Source organism: Pseudomonas reidholzensis (assembly GCF_900536025.1).
GTDB classification, from domain to species: domain Bacteria; phylum Pseudomonadota; class Gammaproteobacteria; order Pseudomonadales; family Pseudomonadaceae; genus Aquipseudomonas; species Aquipseudomonas reidholzensis.
Genome location: NZ_UNOZ01000019.1, coordinates 56281 through 73224 on the forward strand (window position 1 = coordinate 56281; position 16944 = coordinate 73224).

The 16944-nt window shown below is 60.9% G+C and carries 17 protein-coding genes; 2 read left to right on the forward strand and 15 right to left on the reverse strand.

The window, feature by feature from the left end; genetic code table 11:
- Positions 1-122: 122 nt before the first annotated feature.
- The gene (locus tag CCOS865_RS14020; protein WP_119141773.1) at positions 123-1148 is read right to left on the reverse strand and encodes an AraC family transcriptional regulator; all 1026 of its coding nucleotides are present in this window, start codon (positions 1146-1148) and stop codon (positions 123-125) included.
- A 110-nt stretch (positions 1149-1258) separates the two neighbouring features.
- The gene (locus CCOS865_RS14025) at positions 1259-2677 is read right to left on the reverse strand and encodes an amino acid permease (protein WP_119141775.1); all 1419 of its coding nucleotides are present in this window, start codon (positions 2675-2677) and stop codon (positions 1259-1261) included.
- Between the two features lie 200 nt (positions 2678-2877).
- On the opposite strand from CCOS865_RS14025, the gene CCOS865_RS14030 reads away from it, so the two are divergent.
- Positions 2878-3339: an Lrp/AsnC family transcriptional regulator gene (locus tag CCOS865_RS14030; protein ID WP_119141777.1), complete on the forward strand. Its 462-nt coding sequence runs from the start codon at positions 2878-2880 to the stop codon at positions 3337-3339.
- A 115-nt stretch (positions 3340-3454) separates the two neighbouring features.
- On the opposite strand, the gene CCOS865_RS14035 is transcribed toward CCOS865_RS14030, so the two are convergent.
- The 5 genes from CCOS865_RS14035 to CCOS865_RS14055 form a co-directional block, all read right to left on the reverse strand.
- The gene (locus CCOS865_RS14035) at positions 3455-4162 is read right to left on the reverse strand and encodes an RraA family protein (RefSeq protein ID WP_119141778.1); all 708 of its coding nucleotides are present in this window, start codon (positions 4160-4162) and stop codon (positions 3455-3457) included.
- Positions 4163-4179: 17 nt separating this feature from the next.
- Positions 4180-5016, reverse strand: a complete 837-nt coding sequence (locus tag CCOS865_RS14040; protein ID WP_119141780.1) for an acetoacetate decarboxylase family protein — start codon at positions 5014-5016, stop codon at positions 4180-4182.
- A gap of 20 nt (positions 5017-5036) precedes the next feature.
- Positions 5037-6134 (reverse strand): branched-chain amino acid aminotransferase, encoded by a 1098-nt coding sequence (locus CCOS865_RS14045; protein ID WP_244216111.1) that lies wholly within the window; start codon positions 6132-6134, stop codon positions 5037-5039.
- Positions 6135-6404: 270 nt separating this feature from the next.
- On the reverse strand, positions 6405-7238 hold the full coding sequence (gene panB / locus CCOS865_RS14050; RefSeq protein ID WP_119141784.1) for a 3-methyl-2-oxobutanoate hydroxymethyltransferase: 834 nt from the start codon (positions 7236-7238) through the stop codon (positions 6405-6407).
- Positions 7239-7301: 63 nt separating this feature from the next.
- On the reverse strand, positions 7302-7919 hold the full coding sequence (locus CCOS865_RS14055; RefSeq protein WP_119141786.1) for a LysE family translocator: 618 nt from the start codon (positions 7917-7919) through the stop codon (positions 7302-7304).
- Between the two features lie 188 nt (positions 7920-8107).
- On the opposite strand from CCOS865_RS14055, the gene CCOS865_RS14060 reads away from it, so the two are divergent.
- The gene (locus CCOS865_RS14060) at positions 8108-8560 is read left to right on the forward strand and encodes an Lrp/AsnC family transcriptional regulator (protein WP_119141788.1); all 453 of its coding nucleotides are present in this window, start codon (positions 8108-8110) and stop codon (positions 8558-8560) included.
- A 45-nt stretch (positions 8561-8605) separates the two neighbouring features.
- Here CCOS865_RS14060 and actP read toward each other — a convergent pair whose 3' ends face one another.
- The 8 genes from actP to CCOS865_RS14100 form a co-directional block, all read right to left on the reverse strand.
- On the reverse strand, positions 8606-10270 hold the full coding sequence (gene actP / locus CCOS865_RS14065; protein ID WP_119141790.1) for a cation/acetate symporter ActP: 1665 nt from the start codon (positions 10268-10270) through the stop codon (positions 8606-8608).
- On the reverse strand, positions 10267-10578 hold the full coding sequence (locus CCOS865_RS14070; protein WP_119141792.1) for a DUF485 domain-containing protein: 312 nt from the start codon (positions 10576-10578) through the stop codon (positions 10267-10269). The genes actP and CCOS865_RS14070 overlap by 4 nt, the downstream gene beginning before the upstream one ends.
- 228 nt (positions 10579-10806) lie before the next feature.
- Positions 10807-11616 (reverse strand): AraC family transcriptional regulator, encoded by an 810-nt coding sequence (locus CCOS865_RS14075; RefSeq protein WP_119141794.1) that lies wholly within the window; start codon positions 11614-11616, stop codon positions 10807-10809.
- A gap of 129 nt (positions 11617-11745) precedes the next feature.
- Entirely contained in the window at positions 11746-12924 is a 1179-nt protein-coding gene (locus tag CCOS865_RS14080) for an acetyl-CoA C-acyltransferase family protein (protein WP_415842598.1), read from the reverse strand.
- A 50-nt stretch (positions 12925-12974) separates the two neighbouring features.
- Entirely contained in the window at positions 12975-14126 is a 1152-nt protein-coding gene (locus tag CCOS865_RS14085; RefSeq protein ID WP_119141798.1) for an acyl-CoA dehydrogenase family protein, read from the reverse strand.
- A gap of 17 nt (positions 14127-14143) precedes the next feature.
- Entirely contained in the window at positions 14144-15229 is a 1086-nt protein-coding gene (locus CCOS865_RS14090; protein WP_119141800.1) for an enoyl-CoA hydratase/isomerase family protein, read from the reverse strand.
- Entirely contained in the window at positions 15226-16122 is an 897-nt protein-coding gene (gene mmsB / locus CCOS865_RS14095; protein ID WP_119141802.1) for a 3-hydroxyisobutyrate dehydrogenase, read from the reverse strand. The genes CCOS865_RS14090 and mmsB overlap by 4 nt, the downstream gene beginning before the upstream one ends.
- A 25-nt stretch (positions 16123-16147) precedes the next feature.
- A complete protein-coding gene (locus tag CCOS865_RS14100; RefSeq protein WP_119141804.1) occupies positions 16148-16921 on the reverse strand; it encodes an enoyl-CoA hydratase in 774 nt (257 codons plus the stop codon).
- Between the last annotated feature and the right edge of the window lie 23 nt (positions 16922-16944).

Consider the following 16944-nt stretch of genomic DNA (forward strand, 5'->3'; position numbering starts at 1 on the left):
ATCATAGGAGCAGGCAACGGCGCAGCCCATGCCCGCAGGCATCGTTGTGCGTGACCGATCTGGGCAGTCTCGAGGCGAGGGGGCAGGGCTGTGCGGGGGCGCGGGGAGAGGAGGGCTTGCCGTCAGAGATCGGCGTCTTCACCCTGGGAACGGCGGTAGGCGCCGGGGCTTACCCCGGTCCATTTCTTGAAGGCACGGTGAAACGCGCTGGTCTCCTGGAAGCCCGTCTGGGCCGCTACGTCGGTGACCGTCAGGCCGGGCTGGCTGAGCAGGTTGATGGCGATATCGCGACGCAGGTTGTCTTTGAGGCGCTGGTAGCTGAGGCCTTCGGCCTGCAGACGGCGTTGCAGGGTCGAGTACGACATGCGCAGCGCTGTTGCCAGCGTCTCGAGCTCTGGCCAGGCTTCCGGGCTTTGCCCGCGCAGGCGCTGGCGGATCCTGGCGCTGATGCTCTCGTCGTTGCGGTACTTGACGAGGATGCTCGCCGGCGACTCTTTCAGGAACGCCGCCAGGGCAAGGGGCGTCTGGGCCACTTTCAGCTGAAGCACATCACGTGTGAAAAACACCTGCGACAGCGGAGCGTCAAAGCGGATGTTTTCACAAAAGCGCATGCGGTAGTCGCTGTCATCGTCGGGCTGTGGCGCACGCAGGTCGAGCCGTTGAATCGGGATGCGCCGATTGCCCAGCCAGCACAGCAGGCCATGCACCAGGATCAGCCAGGTGCCGTAGCAGAACAGCCGGCGCTGCACGCCATGATCATGCAGGACGATGACCGCCGAATCAGCGTCGACCACCAGTTCACCGTAGACGTCATCCAGCGTGCTGCGAAGAAACGCCAGCATGCGCCGCAGGGCGTGCTCGAGGGTGTCGCAGCCGATCGTCAGCTGGCACATCAGCTTGAAGCTGCCGCGCCGCATCGGGTGGCTGTCGATGGCAAAGAACTCGTCGTCGAGGGCGTCCGACAGGGCGACCCACAAGCGCGAAAACCCCGCCGCCGACACCCGTGCCTGCGGTGACGCCAACAGCGCCGGGTCGATGCGCGCCTGGCGCAGTGCCGATGACACATCGACGCCCTTGTGCCGCGCACCCAGCAACGCCTCATGGACCAGCCCGATCGAAGTGGTGCCCTTGTCTGGTGGCAGTGCCATGCATGCTCCATCTTCTGCCTGGGCCCTACGGCACTGGCAACACCAGTGGATTGCGACGGGTGATGCAACAGCCGACCCGCTGGATCCAGATCGGCTGGTAGTCGACGGCCCTAGGCGATCTCATTCGCTTTTAATTTGCTGGAATGTCGACGGTAGGTAAATCCTAACAGGATAAACCAGATCGGCATGACCAGAAGTCCGTTGCGCGTGTCGGCCTCAAGCGACAAAAGTACGATCGCAAAGGCGAAAAATGCAAGCGTCGCTAAAACGAGGGGAGTACCACCTGACATCTTGTACCGCGAAGCTGCATGAAGGTGTGGGGCCCGCGTCCTGTAAGACAGGTAGGAAAGCAGGATCATGGCCCAAACAAAAATGAACAGAATCGCTGACATCGTCGAGACCAGGATGAATGCAGTCATGACGTCGGGCACAACAAACAGTGTTGCAAGCCCCAGGCTGATGCACAGCACCGTGAAGGCCAGGCTCCTCATAGGAGTTGAGCGTTTACTGAGCTGGGTAAAATAAACCGGGGCATTCTTGTCAGTGGCCAGGCCGTACAGGATTCTGCTCGTGCAGAACAAACCACTGTTGGCGGAGGACATGGCGGCCACCAGCACAATCAGGTTGATCACACCGGCCGCCATGGGTAAGCCCGCGAGGACAAAAAACTGAACAAACGGGCTGGAATCCGGGGTGATTTGCGACCACGACGATACGGCGACAATGCAACTCAAGGACAGCAGGTAGAAGACCATAATGCGAACCGGCACGGCGTTAATCGCTTTGGGCAGATTCTTCTCCGGGTCTTTGGTCTCAGCAGCCGTGGTACCGATCAGTTCAATGCCCGCAAATGAAAACACGGCAATCTGGAAACCAGCGAAAAATCCCATCAGCCCGTGCGGCATGAAGACTTCAGTGTCAGTGATGTTACTGAGTGCAGCGGTTACGCCGGTAGAGGATACGTAGGCGATCGAAATCAGGTAAACGCCTACGGCCAGCAGGGCGACAATCGCCAGAATTTTAGTGAGTGCAAACCAGAACTCCATCTCACCGAATATTTTTACCGAGACGGCGTTCATCAGAAACAGCAGCCCCAGCATGCCAAAGGCTGGAAGCCAGGGAGAAAGCCCAGGAAACCAGAACTTGGCATACCCGGCCACGACAATACATTCACCGACGACCACCACCACCCAGGCGAGCCAGTACGACCAGCCGACGTAGTAACCCGCCACCGGGCCAAGGTAATAAGAGCAAAAGTCGGCAAACGATTTATAGTTTAGATTCGAGAGCAGCAGTTCACCCATCGCCCTCATTGTAACGAAAACAAAGAAGCCGATAATGGCATACACCAAAATGATCGAGGTGCCTGCGGCGCTCAAGGTTTTACCGCTTCCCATGAACAGGCCTACACCAATGGCACCGCCGATCGATATGAGCTGAATGTGCCGGTTGCTGAGTGTTCTCTGGAGGTTTTTTTCTCCTCCAATGTGTGTATTTTTCCCGTCGGTAATGTCTGGTTCTTTTATCATTTTTGGACACCTTTAACCATGTGGTGGAACACCGTCCCTGGCTGAAAATCCATCGCGGGTGGCTGTTTGGCCAGTGGCTAAGGTACGTCGCAATGCGTGGTATGGGATTGCGTATCGGTTTCAAAATCGAACGCGTATGGTATGGATGTCCAAGAATCAGGGTATTGTTGGTATTGCAAACTACTACTTGTGGAGTGGCTATGAAGGCGCTTGACCAGATTGATCGCAGAATATTGCGAGTATTACAACGCGATGGACGCATCCAGAATGTTGAGTTGGCGGAAATGGTCGGGCTGTCAAATTCCCCGTGCTTGCGCCGTGTCAAACTTCTGGAGGATGCGGGGGTCATCGAAAAATACGTCGCGCTGCTGGATCCGCAAAAGTTGGGCGTGGGATTTACCGTATTTGTGCGAATCTGGCTGACCAGTCAAGATGCCGATACGGTGGACAACTTCACCGCGGCAATCCAGAATCTACCGGAAGTGGTGGAGTGTCATTTGATGGCGGGAGACTGCGATTTTATTCTGAGGGTAGTGGTTGCTGATCTTGCCAGCTACCGAAAGTTCCAAGGCGTGCATTTAGCACGCATCAAGGGCGTGCAGAGCGTGAAGACTGAAATTCCCATGCAAAAGATAAAATTGACGTCTGAGTTGCCCATTTGAGTTTACGTGTCTGTGAACGCAAGCGCTTCCTGTGATGGGGAAGCACTTGCGTGAACAACGCATCAGCGTGGGTGATTACACGTCAGGCTTGAGAAACCCGGTTACGGCGTTGGAATTACTCTTCGATCTCTGCGCCGAACTGTCGCAAGTGCTGGCGGAATGAAAGCTCAGGGTCCTGCTCCCTGGCAGACAAGAAGCTGTCAAATCCTGCTTGCTGCCTGAATGACTGACCCAGCAGCATACGCGACGCTTGATACCGCTCGGTATCACGTATCTTGGTCGCGACCTCCGCAACCTCCTGGGCGCGTTCGAACGGGATGAAGATCACGCCGTCGTCATCTGCCAGAACGAAATCAGCCGCTGTCACGGTGATATCGCCACACGACGCGCTCAGCAGTGCATCTTCATCCCTGCGTTTCAGTTGCTGGGGCCCGACGGGCAGGCTGCCCAGGCTGAAAACAGGCAATCGAATCGTTCGCAATTCTCGGGTATCCCGGTGTAGGCCCCAGATCACAATTCCGGCAATACCCGCCAGCTTTGCTTCGAGCGTGACCAGGTCGCCAATACAGGCTTCGTCCAGGCGGCCCTCATTGTCGACGATCAGCACATCACCTTTTTCACTCTCAGCGATGGCTTCAAGGAAAACGTCAACGCTGCCAGAGTGGCGGACAGGGCGAACGCGCCCGACAAAGTGGGTTTCGCTCCACAGCGAACGTAGCTCAGTCGGGGCAAGGCGCACTGGGAGGCCCAGGCGCATGATCGCGTCGGCGACATGCGGCGTCGTCAAGTCCAGGTACGTGCGTTTAAGCGTGAGGGTATTCATAGAGGCTCCGCAACGTTTTACTGGGCTGCGTCGAGATTTCGAAGATCACGAAGCAGATAATTGTTCTTGTTCGTCATGGCCAGCGAGTAGCGCCAGCCGCGTCCAACACGCTGGGGTTTAAGGTGGCTCAGCACCTCGGTGGCGGAGTCAAAGATTTCAAGGTGTCCATCGCCTTGCCACACCGGACTGGCGGTTACGTTTTCGCCTTGTAGGCGCACAAGCTCATAGACTGCGGGCTTGTCCTCTTCCCCCTCGAACATCGACGGGAAGTGGCGAAGGGCGACAATCGGCTTGCTGCCGAAGGTCACAGCCGAAGCGTCAGCCGGCCCAGTGATCTTGACGTGGCCGTCCGCCAGACGCCGATCTTTTACTGACACCGTCCCGGCAAATACGGAGCCGGCCTCGAGCAGGGGCGAAGCGATCGAACTGACACCCAGGGTCCGCGTGACCCACACAGAACCGATTTTTTTCGGGTAGCCAAGCGCCCAACCACGGGCCAACGAAGTATCTTGGTCGACGATGATGTAGGGGCAGTAGTGCATCGGCGTGCCCTCAAACAGAACGCTGGCGAGGATGATGCACTCTCTGTACTGAGCTCGGATCGGATCCAGCAACTCTTCGGCGCCGTTGGTGCAGGCTTGCCAATCCACGAATGAAACCGATACCACGCCACGCTCTTGCGGATTCAGGGTCAGGCCGGGCGGTAACAGTTTTTCCAGTGTCTCTGGATCAACCGTGCACTCGACAGTGATGAAGTCGGCGGCGTAGTGCCACGGCGGCGAGGGCGCGATACTGGATTTGCCATCGAACGAAAAAGGCCCCATGAAGGCTTCAGCGGATTTTATTTTAGTCATGATCAGTTCCTCAGGAGGGTTCAGTTAATCGGCTCTACCCAGCCGAACGGGTCGGGACGACGCCCGTTTTGCATCTGAGTCAGTTTTTCTTTCAGCATCAATGTGGTCGAGCCGGGTCGCCCATCGCCAATGACGAACTCATGCTGGCGTCCTTTAACGTTGCCGATGGGTGTAATCACCGCAGCTGTTCCACACGCAAAGGCCTCCACCCCCTCTCCGCTGAGTGCATCCTGCTGCCAGGCATCAATGGAATAAGGTTCTTCTCGAACGCTAATGCCTTCTCTTGTGGCGAGCTCGATCAGTGAGGCGCGGGTAATGCCTGGCAGAATGGTGCCGGTCAACGGCGGGGTCTGAATGGAACCGTCTTTGAAGACGAAGAAGATATTCATCGCGCCCAGCTCTTCAATCCAGGTCCGCTCGACGGCGTCAAGAAATACCACTTGATCGCAGTTATGCTGGGTCGCTTCCGCATGAGCGGCCAGGCTGGCGGCATAGTTGCCGCCGCATTTGGCGTCGCCGGTGCCCCCTACGGCAGCGCGAATGTAGGTGTCGGAGACCCACACGGAAACGCCATCGTCGCCCCCTTTGAAGTAGGAGCCGACCGGGTTCGCGATGACGCAGAACAAGTATTCAGTCGAGGGTTTTACACCCAGAACTGCCTCGGTTGCGATCATGAAAGGACGCAGGTAAAGCGCGCTCCCTTCTTCTGTTGGGATCCACTTGTCTTCCTGTTTGACCAGGCGACGAACGGCTTCTGTGAAGAACGCTTCCGGGAGCTCTGGCATCGCCAGGCGCCTTGCTGAATTGCGAAAGCGTTTGGCATTTTCATTCGGCCGGAATAGCGCCGCGCGCCCATCAGGCAGCCGGTAGGCTTTCATGCCCTCGAAAATCTCCTGGGCGTAATGCAAGACCAGTGTGGCGGGATCCAGGCTGAGCGCTGTTCGAGGTTCGATTTTTGCGTCATGCCAGCCGGCGTCCGGTGAATACTTGATGGTCGCCATGTAGTCGGTAAACACCCGACCAAAGCCAGGTGCTTGCAGCCTCTGCGAGCGCTGCGCGTCGTTGAGCGCTGCGGGGTTCTTTATATACTGGAAAGAAATAGCGGTTGTTGTGTTCACCTGAGTCTCCATCAACTGAGCCAATGATGCTTAGCACTGAGGAGATAAATTAATCGCTGTTCGCTGGTACAGGATTGCTTATGCTGATAGGCGAACGACGGACGTTGGTACGCAGTGCCACAAAGGCCTGAGTCTTGCGTCCAGGTGACCCCGAGTTGCTGAGTGGATGATCACCTAGCCGCGTGGTGCGGGCGGCCAGCACATCGGTGAATGCTTTTATTGCAGAAACCGCCAGGGTCCCTGACAGTGGCATGCCCCGTGCGCTTAGCGTTAGAAGGTGTGCTCCGGCCCTGGGAAGGTTCCCTCCGCGACGTCTGCCGCAAACGCCTGTGCCGCGTCGCCAAGCACCTTGCGCAGGTCGGCGTACTGTTTGACGAACCTTGGCAGCGGGCCGCTGCGCAGCCCCGCCATGTCCTGCCAGACCAGCACCTGGGCATCGCACGCGTTGCCGGCGCCGATCCCTACGGTGGGGATCGAGACCGCCTCGGTGATGCGCCCAGCCACTTCCCCCGGGACCATTTCGATCAACAAGGCGAAGGCGCCGGCGCCTTCGAAGGCCTTGGCCACCTCCACCAGGCGATCGCCGTCGTCGCCCTTGCCCTGGACCCGGTATCCGCCCAACTGGTGTTCGGCCTGGGGGGTGAAACCGATATGCGCCATGACCGGTATGCCCGCCGCGACGAGTTTTTCGACCTGTGCCAGCATCTCGATGCCGCCTTCCAGCTTCACCGCGTGCGCACCACCTTCCTTCATGAAGCGCACGGCAGTGTGGAAGCACTGCTCGGCAGACCCCTGGTATGACCCGAACGGCAAGTCGGCGATCACCAGTGCCCGTTCGGTGACGCGCGACACCGAACGCACCAAGGGCACCAGCTCATCGACCGTCACCGCCAGGGTCGAGTCGTAGCCATAGACGTTGTTGGCGGCGGAATCACCGACCAGCAGCACCGGAATCCCAGCGTCTTCGAAGACCGCGGCGCTGTACATGTCGTAGGCCGTGAGCATGGCCCACTTTTCGCCACGCACTTTCATGTCCCGCAGGTGGGGGATACGTACCCGTGCGGTAGGGCGCGTCACATAGGGGGCGTTTGATTGATCCGACATCGTTGTTCCTCTATCAAGCAATCCGAAAGCATCCCTGCGTCAATGACCAGGCTGGCGCCTGGTTCAGCTCAGCGCCTGCTCGATCAGCAGTACCAGCGCAATGATGATCATCGCCACCCCTGACACACGGCTGACCCATTGTGCCGCTGCAGGCCGGGTATGCAGGACCGCTCGCGAGCCATAGCCGACCAGCAGGTAGACCACGCCACAGCTGAAGGTGTGCACCAGGCCCAGGGCGATAATCTGCAGCGGCATCGGCCAGCTGGCCGCAGGCGAGGTGAATTGTGGCAGCAGCGCGAGAAACAGCAGGAACACCTTGGGGTTGAGCCCGCTGACGCACAGCCCTTTGAGCGCCCAGCGGGCGGCCGAGTCGGAATGCTGGTCCTCGCCGGCCTGAGGTATCGAAGGGTGAGCGAACATGTTGAAACCCAGCCACAGCAGATACGCCGCGCCCGCCACCGTCAGGACGGTCAGCGCGAAGGGCGTGCTGGCGACGATCCCGCCGACACCCGCGGCGACTACCAGCGTTGCGATCAGATGCCCCATCAGCAGCCCGACGACTGCCGGGATAACTACCCGGCCGTGCAAGCCAGCGGAGATGGCGTACGCCCAGTCCGCGCCCGGGGTTATGACGAACAGCAACGACACCGCCCAGAAGGCGGCAAACATACTCAAGGTCATTGGGTACTACCTTTTACGTCGAATGTATTGGCCTGTTGCAGCAGGCGATCAGCCACCGAAAAACGCCCGCCACGCAGTGCAATTGGGTGTAAGGGACAATGTTCAGTGCCAATAGAATAATGGATATGCTGCGGTGTATATTGTCTAATATTCTATGTTTGCCTATTGTCTAGGGGAGAATATTCCAGTTGGATCATATCGATAGAAAGATTCTTGCTGAGCTGCAACTGGACGGTCGATTGTCGGTCACCGAGTTGGCGGATCGCGTGGGGCTCAGTTTGTCGCCCTGCCATCGACGCGTGCGGGCACTGGAGCAGGCGGGGGTGATCTTGAGTTACCGGGCGCAGTTGGCGCCGCGGGCACTCAACCTGAATTTTTCCGCGATGGTGTTCGTGACGCTTCGCGAGGGCGACAGTAAAGCGGTCGAGGCTTTTGAAAACGCGCTCATCGATATCGCCCAGATCGTCGATGCGCAACGGCTGTTCGGCGAGCCCGACTACCTGCTGCACGTCATCACGGTCGACCTGCCGGCTTTTCAGAAGCTCTACGATGAACGCTTGTCGACACTGCCCAATGTGCAGCGGTTGACCTCGACCCTGGTGATGAAGCGTGTGGTGCATGACCGTGCGTTGCCGCTTTGAGGGCGGCCAGGTGGAGCGCCAAGCGGCGCTCCACCTGGCAGGGGCTCAATGCTGAACGGCTTTATCGGCGCCCCAACCGGTTTGCGCACGGATGCATTGCGGCTCGAAGGCCGCACGTTCGACGACGCTGCGATTGCTCCGGTCAAGGCATGAGACGGCCCAGGCCGTTACGAATGCCAGCGGCATCGAGAACAGGGCAGGGTAATCATAGGGGAACAACGCCTGCGGCTGGCCCAGCACTTTGACCCATACCCCAGGTGACAGCAGTACCAACACCAGCGCACTGATCAGCCCGATCAGGCCGCCGGAAATCGCGCCTCTGCTGGTCAGCCCTTTCCAGTACATCGCCAGCAGCAGAATGGGAAAGTTGGATGACGCTGCGATGCCAAAGGCCAGGGCGACTAGGAACGCCACGTTCTGCCCCTTGAAGGCAATCCCCAGGAGCACGGCGACGACGCCCAGGCCCACGGTCGCCCAGCGGCTGACGCGCATTTCGGTCTTCGGGCATGGCGTGCCCTTGCACAAGACATTGGCGTACAGGTCGTGGGAAATCGCCGACGCGCCCGCAAGCGCCAGGCCCGCTACCACCGCGAGGATGGTGGCAAAGGCCACGGCGGCGAGGAAACCGAACATGAGGTCGCCGCCCAGCGCTTGCGCCAGATGCATGATGGCCATGTTCACACCGCCCAGCAGCGGGCCGCCGATCACACCTTGTTCGAAGAACTGCGGCTGTTGCCCGACGATGCTGATTGCCGCCGTGCCCAGCACGCACACCAGAATGAAGAACAGGCCGATCAGCCCATAGGCGACCAGGACCGATTTACGCGCCGCCTTGGCGTCGGGCACGGTGAAGAAGCGCATCATGATGTGCGGCAGGCCGGCAATCCCGAATACCAGGCCCAACGACAGGGAAATCATCGACAGCGGATCACTGGCGATCTTCAGCGGCCCGAGAATCTTCACGCCGCTCTGGTGGCTGGCCACCGCGGTATCGAGCATCTTCGTCACGCTGAAGCCGAAGTGCTGAAGCGCCAGGATTGTCAGCAGGATGCCACCGCTGAGCAACAAGACTGCCTTGATGATCTGCACCCAGGTGGTCGCGACCATGCCGCCGAAGGTAACGTACACGACCATCAGCACGCCGACGCAGACCACCGCGATTTCGTAGTCCAGGCCGAACAGCAAGTTGATCAGTTGCCCCGCGCCGACCATCTGCACGATCAGGTAGAAACACACTACGACGAAGGAACTGAACGCGGAAAACAGCCGGGTGCCCACGGGGTCGAGGCGGTAGGCGATGATGTCTGCGAGGGTAAAACGGCCGAGATTGCGCAAACGCTCGGCAATCAGGAACATGATCAGCGGCCAGCCCAGGATGGCGCTGACGGAATAGATCATGCCGTCGAAACCGCTGGCAAAGACCATGCTGGAGACCCCCAGCAGCACGGCTGCCGACATGTAGTCGCCGGCAATCGCAAAGCCGTTCTGCATGCCGCTGATACCGCCCCCGGCCGAGTAGAAGTCCGCTGCCGAGCGGGTCTTGCCGGCGGCCCAGTAGGTGATCGCGATGGTCGACAGGACAAACGCCAGGAAGATAGTGATCGCCGTGTAGTTTGGCTGCTGGGCATGCCCGGTGACAGCGTCGGCCACGGCCATGGCGCTCCCGGAGCACAGGCCCAGCGCTGCGCCTGCTTGCAAGAGCCGTTTCATACATTCACCTCGGTCAGGAGCGCGTGAGTCATCGAGTCGAAGGCGCCGTTGGCGCGTACGACATACAGGGCGGTGAGTAGCCAAGAGCCGACGATCAGCAGCAGTGCTGACCAGATCCCGGTGGTCAGGCCGAATACCGGGGGTTCTATCAACAGCAGGTCAGGCCGCCAGGACACTGCACTGACAAACAGCGAGTAGCACCCCAGGACGATAAACGTCAGGCTGAACGCCAGACGATTTCTGCGCTGCACAAGTGTTTGGTAACCGGGATGTTTGCGAAGCATGTTGAGCGCATCGGAAGATGTCATTAAAAGCTCCTTATTACCTTTATATGTGGTTGGAGTTTTTTGTTATGGATACAGTTATTGCGTGGCGCGGGTGCAGCAGAACTCCCCGGGCCGACCAGGCGGCACGCAGAAGTTGGGGGATATATTGATACCGGATGGCGTTAGCTTAATGAGTCGAGGGGGACAACTGAATAACCCGACCCGCCGATTGATTTGCATATTCCGCCAGCGTGTTGAGCCGGCTTGGCATTACGCTTTGCGCAGGTTGCACCAGCGTGAGGGGGACAGTCCGAAGGCTTTCTTGAAGTGTCTGGACATATGGCTCTGATCAAAGAAACCGGCTTCGGGTGCAGCCTCCGCCAGTGCCTTGCCGGACAGCGCCAGTTGTTTGACCCGGTCCAGCCGGCGCAAGGTGAGGTAGCGGTGAGGGCTGGTGCCAAAGAAGGTCCGAAAGTCCTGTGACAGGTTCCAGCGGTCGCGGCCGGCGCAGGCGGCGAGGTCATCCAGCGTTATCGGTTGATCGAGGTTGTCGTCCATGTACTCGCGCGCGAGCCCCGCGCTGGCAAAGTGCGCGGCGGCCTTGTCGATGGGCGCTCCACTGAGTTCTGCCATGAGGGTCATGAAGACCTGCAGCGCATCATCTTCGGCAAGCGGATCAAATGGCTCATCGAGCGCGCTGAGTAACGAGTCGGTGGCCTTGGCTATCCGCGAATCAGCGGTGACGCTCGCTGCGAAGAATGGCAATGGCTTGCCGCGCATGATCTCCTGTGCAAGCGCAGGGGGGATGTAGATACCTCGGTAGCGCAGTCCCAAGTCCGAGCCGGCACAGCCATCATGCTGTTCATCGGGGTGAATGATCATGGTTTCGCCCGCCAGGCATACCTTCGACTCGCCCCGGTAGCGAAAACGGTGTACGCCCGAAACGGTCCTGCCAATCGCGTAGGTATCATGGCGGTGAGGATCAAACGCGTGCGAGCCGAAGAATGCCTCGAAGCGCTCCACGCGTGCGTTCGGGTTCGCCAGTTTCACCCAGTCCTGCTTCGCTTGGTTGTCGTGCATGATGAGCGCTCCAACGCGTGATCGACTGATAAGGGCACCGCGCGGCCTTATCCCTTTGCAAGTCTAAGGCTGCGATTCTGCGGATGGATAGTACGTTTGTGGTTCGCCAGCCGATAAACGGGCCTGGCCTTAAAGCCGTTCGATCACCATGGCGATGCCCTGACCACCGCCGATGCACAGGGTCACCAGGCCGTAGCGCCCACCCGTGCGGCGCAGCTCATGGATCGCCTTGATGGTGATGATCGCCCCTGTGGCACCCACCGGGTGGCCCAGCGAGATGCCAGAGCCGTTCGGGTTGACCTTGAGCGGGTCGAGCTCGAGTTGCTGGATCACCGCGCAGGCCTGGGCGGCAAACGCTTCGTTGGACTCGATGACGTCGATGTCGGCGATGGCCAGGCCCGCGTGCTTGAGGGCAAGCCGCGTTGCCGGTACCGGCCCCATGCCCATGTAGGCGGGGTCAACCCCTGCATGGCCGTAGGCGACCAAGCGTGCCAGCGGCTGCAAGCCATGCTGGCGCACCGCATCAGCGCCCGCAATGACCACGGCAGCGGCGCCATCGTTGAGGCTCGAGGCATTGCCAGCGGTAACCGAACCGCCGTCCTGAAACACCGCAGGCATGCTGGCCAGACGTTGCCGGTCGACCTGAGCACGAACATTTTCGTCAGTGTCAAACACGCTAGGGCCTTTGCGTGAGCGCAGCTCAATCGGGACGATCTGCTCACGAAAACGCCCTTCGGCGATCGCCAGCGCGGCCCGCTGCTGACTCAGCGCTGCCAGTTCATCCTGCATCTCACGCGAGATATTGAAGCGCGCGGCCACGTTCTCGGCGGTCACGCCCATGTGAAACTGCTGCCACGGGTCGAGCAGGATCCCGTTCATGTAGTCGATGACCTGGGCGTCGCCCAACCGCGCGCCCCAGCGCATCGCTGGCAGCAGGTACGGACCGCGACTCATCGACTCGGCGCCGCCGGCAACGGCCAGCGTATAGTCACCGAGCTGGATGCCCTGGGCCGCCGAGACAATCGCCTGCAGGCCGGAACCACACAGGCGGTTCACGTTGAACGCCGGTACTGCCTGGGGGAGGCCGGCATTGATGGCGGCAACGCGGGAGAGGTAGGCATCGCGTGGCTCCGTCGGTACCACGTTGCCCATCACCACATGGCCAATGGCGTCGGGCGCGACACCGGCGTGCGCCACCGCGCCGCGCATGACAGTGGTGGCAAGGTCGACCAAGGGGATGTCCTTCAGCGAACCGCCAAAACTGCCGATGGCGGTCCTCGCCGTGCCTACGAAAAACACGTCGTTCATGTGCAATTGTCCTTGTTGTCATGGGGCGCTGAATGGCCCGCAGCCGGGGGTTAGAAGGCGTAGTTGGCCAGTGCTCGGGCTATCACCAGGCGCTGGATTTCGCTTGAGCCTTCGTAGATCTGGGTGATGCGCGCGTCGCGGTAAAAACGCTCGACCGGGTAGTCCTCCAGATAGCCGTAGCCTCCGTGGACCTGGATGGCCTTGGAGCACACCCGCTCTGCCATTTCCGACGCAAACAGCTTGGCTTGGGACGCCTCGGACAGGCAGGGCAGGCCGGCGCTCTTCAGCCGCGCAGCGTGCAACACCAGCAGTCGGCTCGCGTTGATCTGGGTGTGCATGTCGGCCAGCATGTTGGCAATGCTTTGGTGCTCGGCGATCGGTTTGCCAAACTGGATACGTTCACGGGCGTAGACCAGTGCCGCTTCAAAGGCCGCCCGGGCGATGCCCAGCGCCTGGGCCGCTATGCCAATGCGACCGCCTTCCAGGTTCGACAGGGCGATGGCCAGGCCTTTACCGCGCTCGCCTAGCAGGTTGCTTTCAGGGATTCGACAGTCACGCAGGGTCACCGCGCAGGTGTCGGACGCGCGTATGCCCATCTTGTGTTCGCTACGATCTACCGCAAAGCCTGGGGTCTCGGTCGGCACCAGGAAGGCTGACAGGCCCTTCTTGCCAAGCGCTGGGTCGGTCACGGCGAAGACGATCGCCAGCTTGGCCCGCTGGCCATTGCTGACGAACTGCTTCGCACCATTGAGTACCCATTCGCCGTTGTCGAGATGGGCCCGGGTCTTCAAGTTATCGGCCTGAGAACCGGCCTGCGGCTCGGTCAGGCAGAAACAGCCGATGCTTTCGCCGCTGGCCAAGCTGCTCAGCCAGGTGTCCTTCTGGGCCTGGCTGCCGTAGTTCAGCACCGGGCCGCAGCCGACCGAGTTATGAATGCTCATCAAGGCGCCCACTGCGGCATCGCCCGCCGAAACCTCTTCGACCGCCAGTGCATAGGCGACATAGTCGATGTAGGTGCCGCCCCATTCCTCGGGGACGACCATGCCTAGCAGGCCCAACTGGCCCATCTGGGCGACCAGCGTGTCGTCGATCCAGCCGGCTTTTTCCATGGCTGCCGCGCGCGGGGCGATTTCGCCGCGGGCGAAGTCTCGCGCCATGTCACGGATCATCCGTTGTTCTTCGTTCAGTTCGAGGTCTTGCATAGAGGTCACCTTTTTACTCAGGCCGTACGCTGTTGGCTGACACCGTGCAGTGTTGCGTTGAACAGCGCCCGCACGTGTGCGGGTTCAAGCCCAGAAACGTGCGCAATGCGCCAGCGCGGCTGCTTGTCCTTGTCGATGATCAGGGCGCGGATGCCTTCAATCAGGTCGCCCTCGGCAAACCAGGCCGGGGCCAGCGCGAGCTCCTGCTGGAAACACGCGTGCAGCTCGAGCTGGCGACCTCTGCGCAACAGTTCGAGCGTGGTGGCCATGGCCAGCGGCGAACGGCTGTCGAGCAGCTCGGCGGTTTCCTCGGCCCAATCGGCATGCGCGGGGCCGGTTTCGCCGCGCAGCGAGCGGCAGATTGCGTGCAGTTCGCCCGCGGCAAAATGTCCATCGATGGCGGCGCGCTGGGCTTTCAGTTCGGAGCCGGGCAGCTTGCGCACGCCGAGCGTGGCCAGCAGGGCCTGCAGCTCCTCGAGCGGACTGTCGCTCCAGCTCATGTTGTTCAGGCAGTGATCGAGCTCGGCGACCTGCGAACTGCCGATGCACCAGTCCGCCAGGCCGGCATACAGCGCATCCGCGGCTCGCACCTGGATCCCGCTGAGGCCAAGGTAGGTGCCCAGCTCGCCGGGTAGTCGGGACAGGAAGTAGCTGCCGCCGACGTCCGGGAAGAAGCCGATCGCCACTTCCGGCATGCCCATGCGCGTGCGTTCGGTGATCACCCGCAGGGCAGCCCCTTGGACCAGGCCCATGCCACCGCCAAGGACCAGGCCGTCGACCAGGGCGAGGATGGGTTTGCTGTAGGTATGGATGTGCTCGTCGAGCGCATACTCTTCTTCCAGGAACAGCAGGTGCTGGTCGCTGCCCGAGGTATGACTGTCGTAGAGCATGCGAATGTCGCCCCCGGCGCAGAAGGCTTTTTCGCCTTCGGCGCGCAGCACTACAGCGACCACCTCGGCGTCTGCTTCCCAGGCGCGCAGTTGCTGCTGAAGCAGACGCACCATCTGCAGGTTGAGCGCGTTCAGGCCTTCGGGGCGGTTCAGGGTGAGGTGGCCGATGCGGTTGCGCACGTTGGCCAGCACCAGCGCTGGGCGGCTGCTCATAGGCTGGCCTTGCGGCGATACGTGTTGATGATCGCGGAGAAGTCCATGGCGCCGTTACCCTGGGTGCTGAAGCTCTGGTAGAGCTGCTGCGCCAGGCCGCCGAGCAGCACCGGCTGACCGATCTGCCGGGCCGCTTCAGTGGCCAGGCCCAGGTCCTTGAGCATCAGGTCGCTGCCGAACCCGCCGCTGTAGCCGCGCGCGGCGGGCGCCGTGGCGACTACGCCAGGGAACGGGTTGTAGACCTCCGAGCTCCAGCAGCGGCCACTGGAGGTGTTGATCACGCCGGCCAGCACGCTGGCATCCATGCCCAAGGCAACGCCCAAGGCCATGGCCTCCGAGACGCCGGCCATGGAAATCCCCAGCAGCATGTTGTTGGCGATCTTGGCCACCTGGCCGTTGCCGACAGCGCCGCAGTGGACGATGTTCTTGCCCATGGCTTCGAGCACCGGGCGGGCGTGCTCGAAGTCGCTCGGCGTGCCGCCCACCATGAACGTCAAGGTGCCGGCAGTGGCGCCACCGGTGCCGCCGGATACCGGTGCATCGAGCATCGGGTTGCCGTGGCTGGCGGCGGCTTTTGCCACTTCGCGGGCGGTCAGCGGGTCGATGGTCGAGCAGTCAAGCAGTACTACGCCGGGGCGCACATGGTTCAGCAGGCCTTCACTTGCCAGGTACACCGACTTCACGTGGGCGGCCGCCGGCAGCATCGTCACGATCATGTCCGGGTTGCCTTTGGCGATGGCCGCGGGGGAGGCGGCTGGCGTGGCGCCGGCGTCAACCAGCGTCGCCAGGGCAGCGGCCGAGAGGTCGAACACAGTCAATTGATGGCCGGCGTTGAGCAGGTTCAACGCCATTGGCGCACCCATGTTGCCCAGCCCGATAAATCCGATATTCATGGTCTGTCCTTTTGTTCAGAGGGCGTTACTGGTGGGTGAACTGCGCAGCGCGCTTTTCCACGAATGCGGCCATGCCTTCTTTCTGGTCGGCCGTGGCAAACAGCGAATGGAACACCCGGCGCTCGAAGCGCACCCCTTCACTGAGGCTCGATTCGAATGCGCGGTTGACGCTTTCCTTGAGCAGCATGGTGGCCGGCAGGGAGCGCTCGGCGATGGCATTGGCGACTTTCAAGGTTTCTTCGAGCAGCGTCTCCAGCGGCAGCACGCGCGCCACCACGCCGGCCCGTTCCGCCTCGTGGGCGTCCATCTGGCGGCCACTGAGGCACATTTCCATGGCCTTGGCCTTGCCCACCGCCCGCGCCAGGCGTTGGGTGCCGCCAATGCCGGGTATCACCCCGAGGGAGATCTCCGGCAGGCCGAAGCGGGCGTTGTCGGCGGCATAGATGAAGTCGCACATCAGGGCGACCTCACAACCACCACCCAGTGCATAGCCGGCGACGGCGGCAACAAGCGGTTTGCGTCGATTGGCGATGCGGTCGGCGGCAGAGAAGAAATCATCGAGGAACACCTGCGGATAGGTGAACTCGGCCATTTCCTTGATATCGGCACCGGCGGCGAACGCCTTGTTCGAGCCCGTGATGACCATGCAGCCGATCTGGGGATCGCTTTCCAGGCGATCCAGCGCCAGGTTCACTTCATCGATCACTTGGCTGTTGATGGCATTCAGCGCCTTGGGCCGGTTGAGTGTGATCAGTCCGACGCGCTCATGGATTTCCAGCAGGATGGTTTCAAATTGCATGACAACGGCTCCGAGTCAGGCGC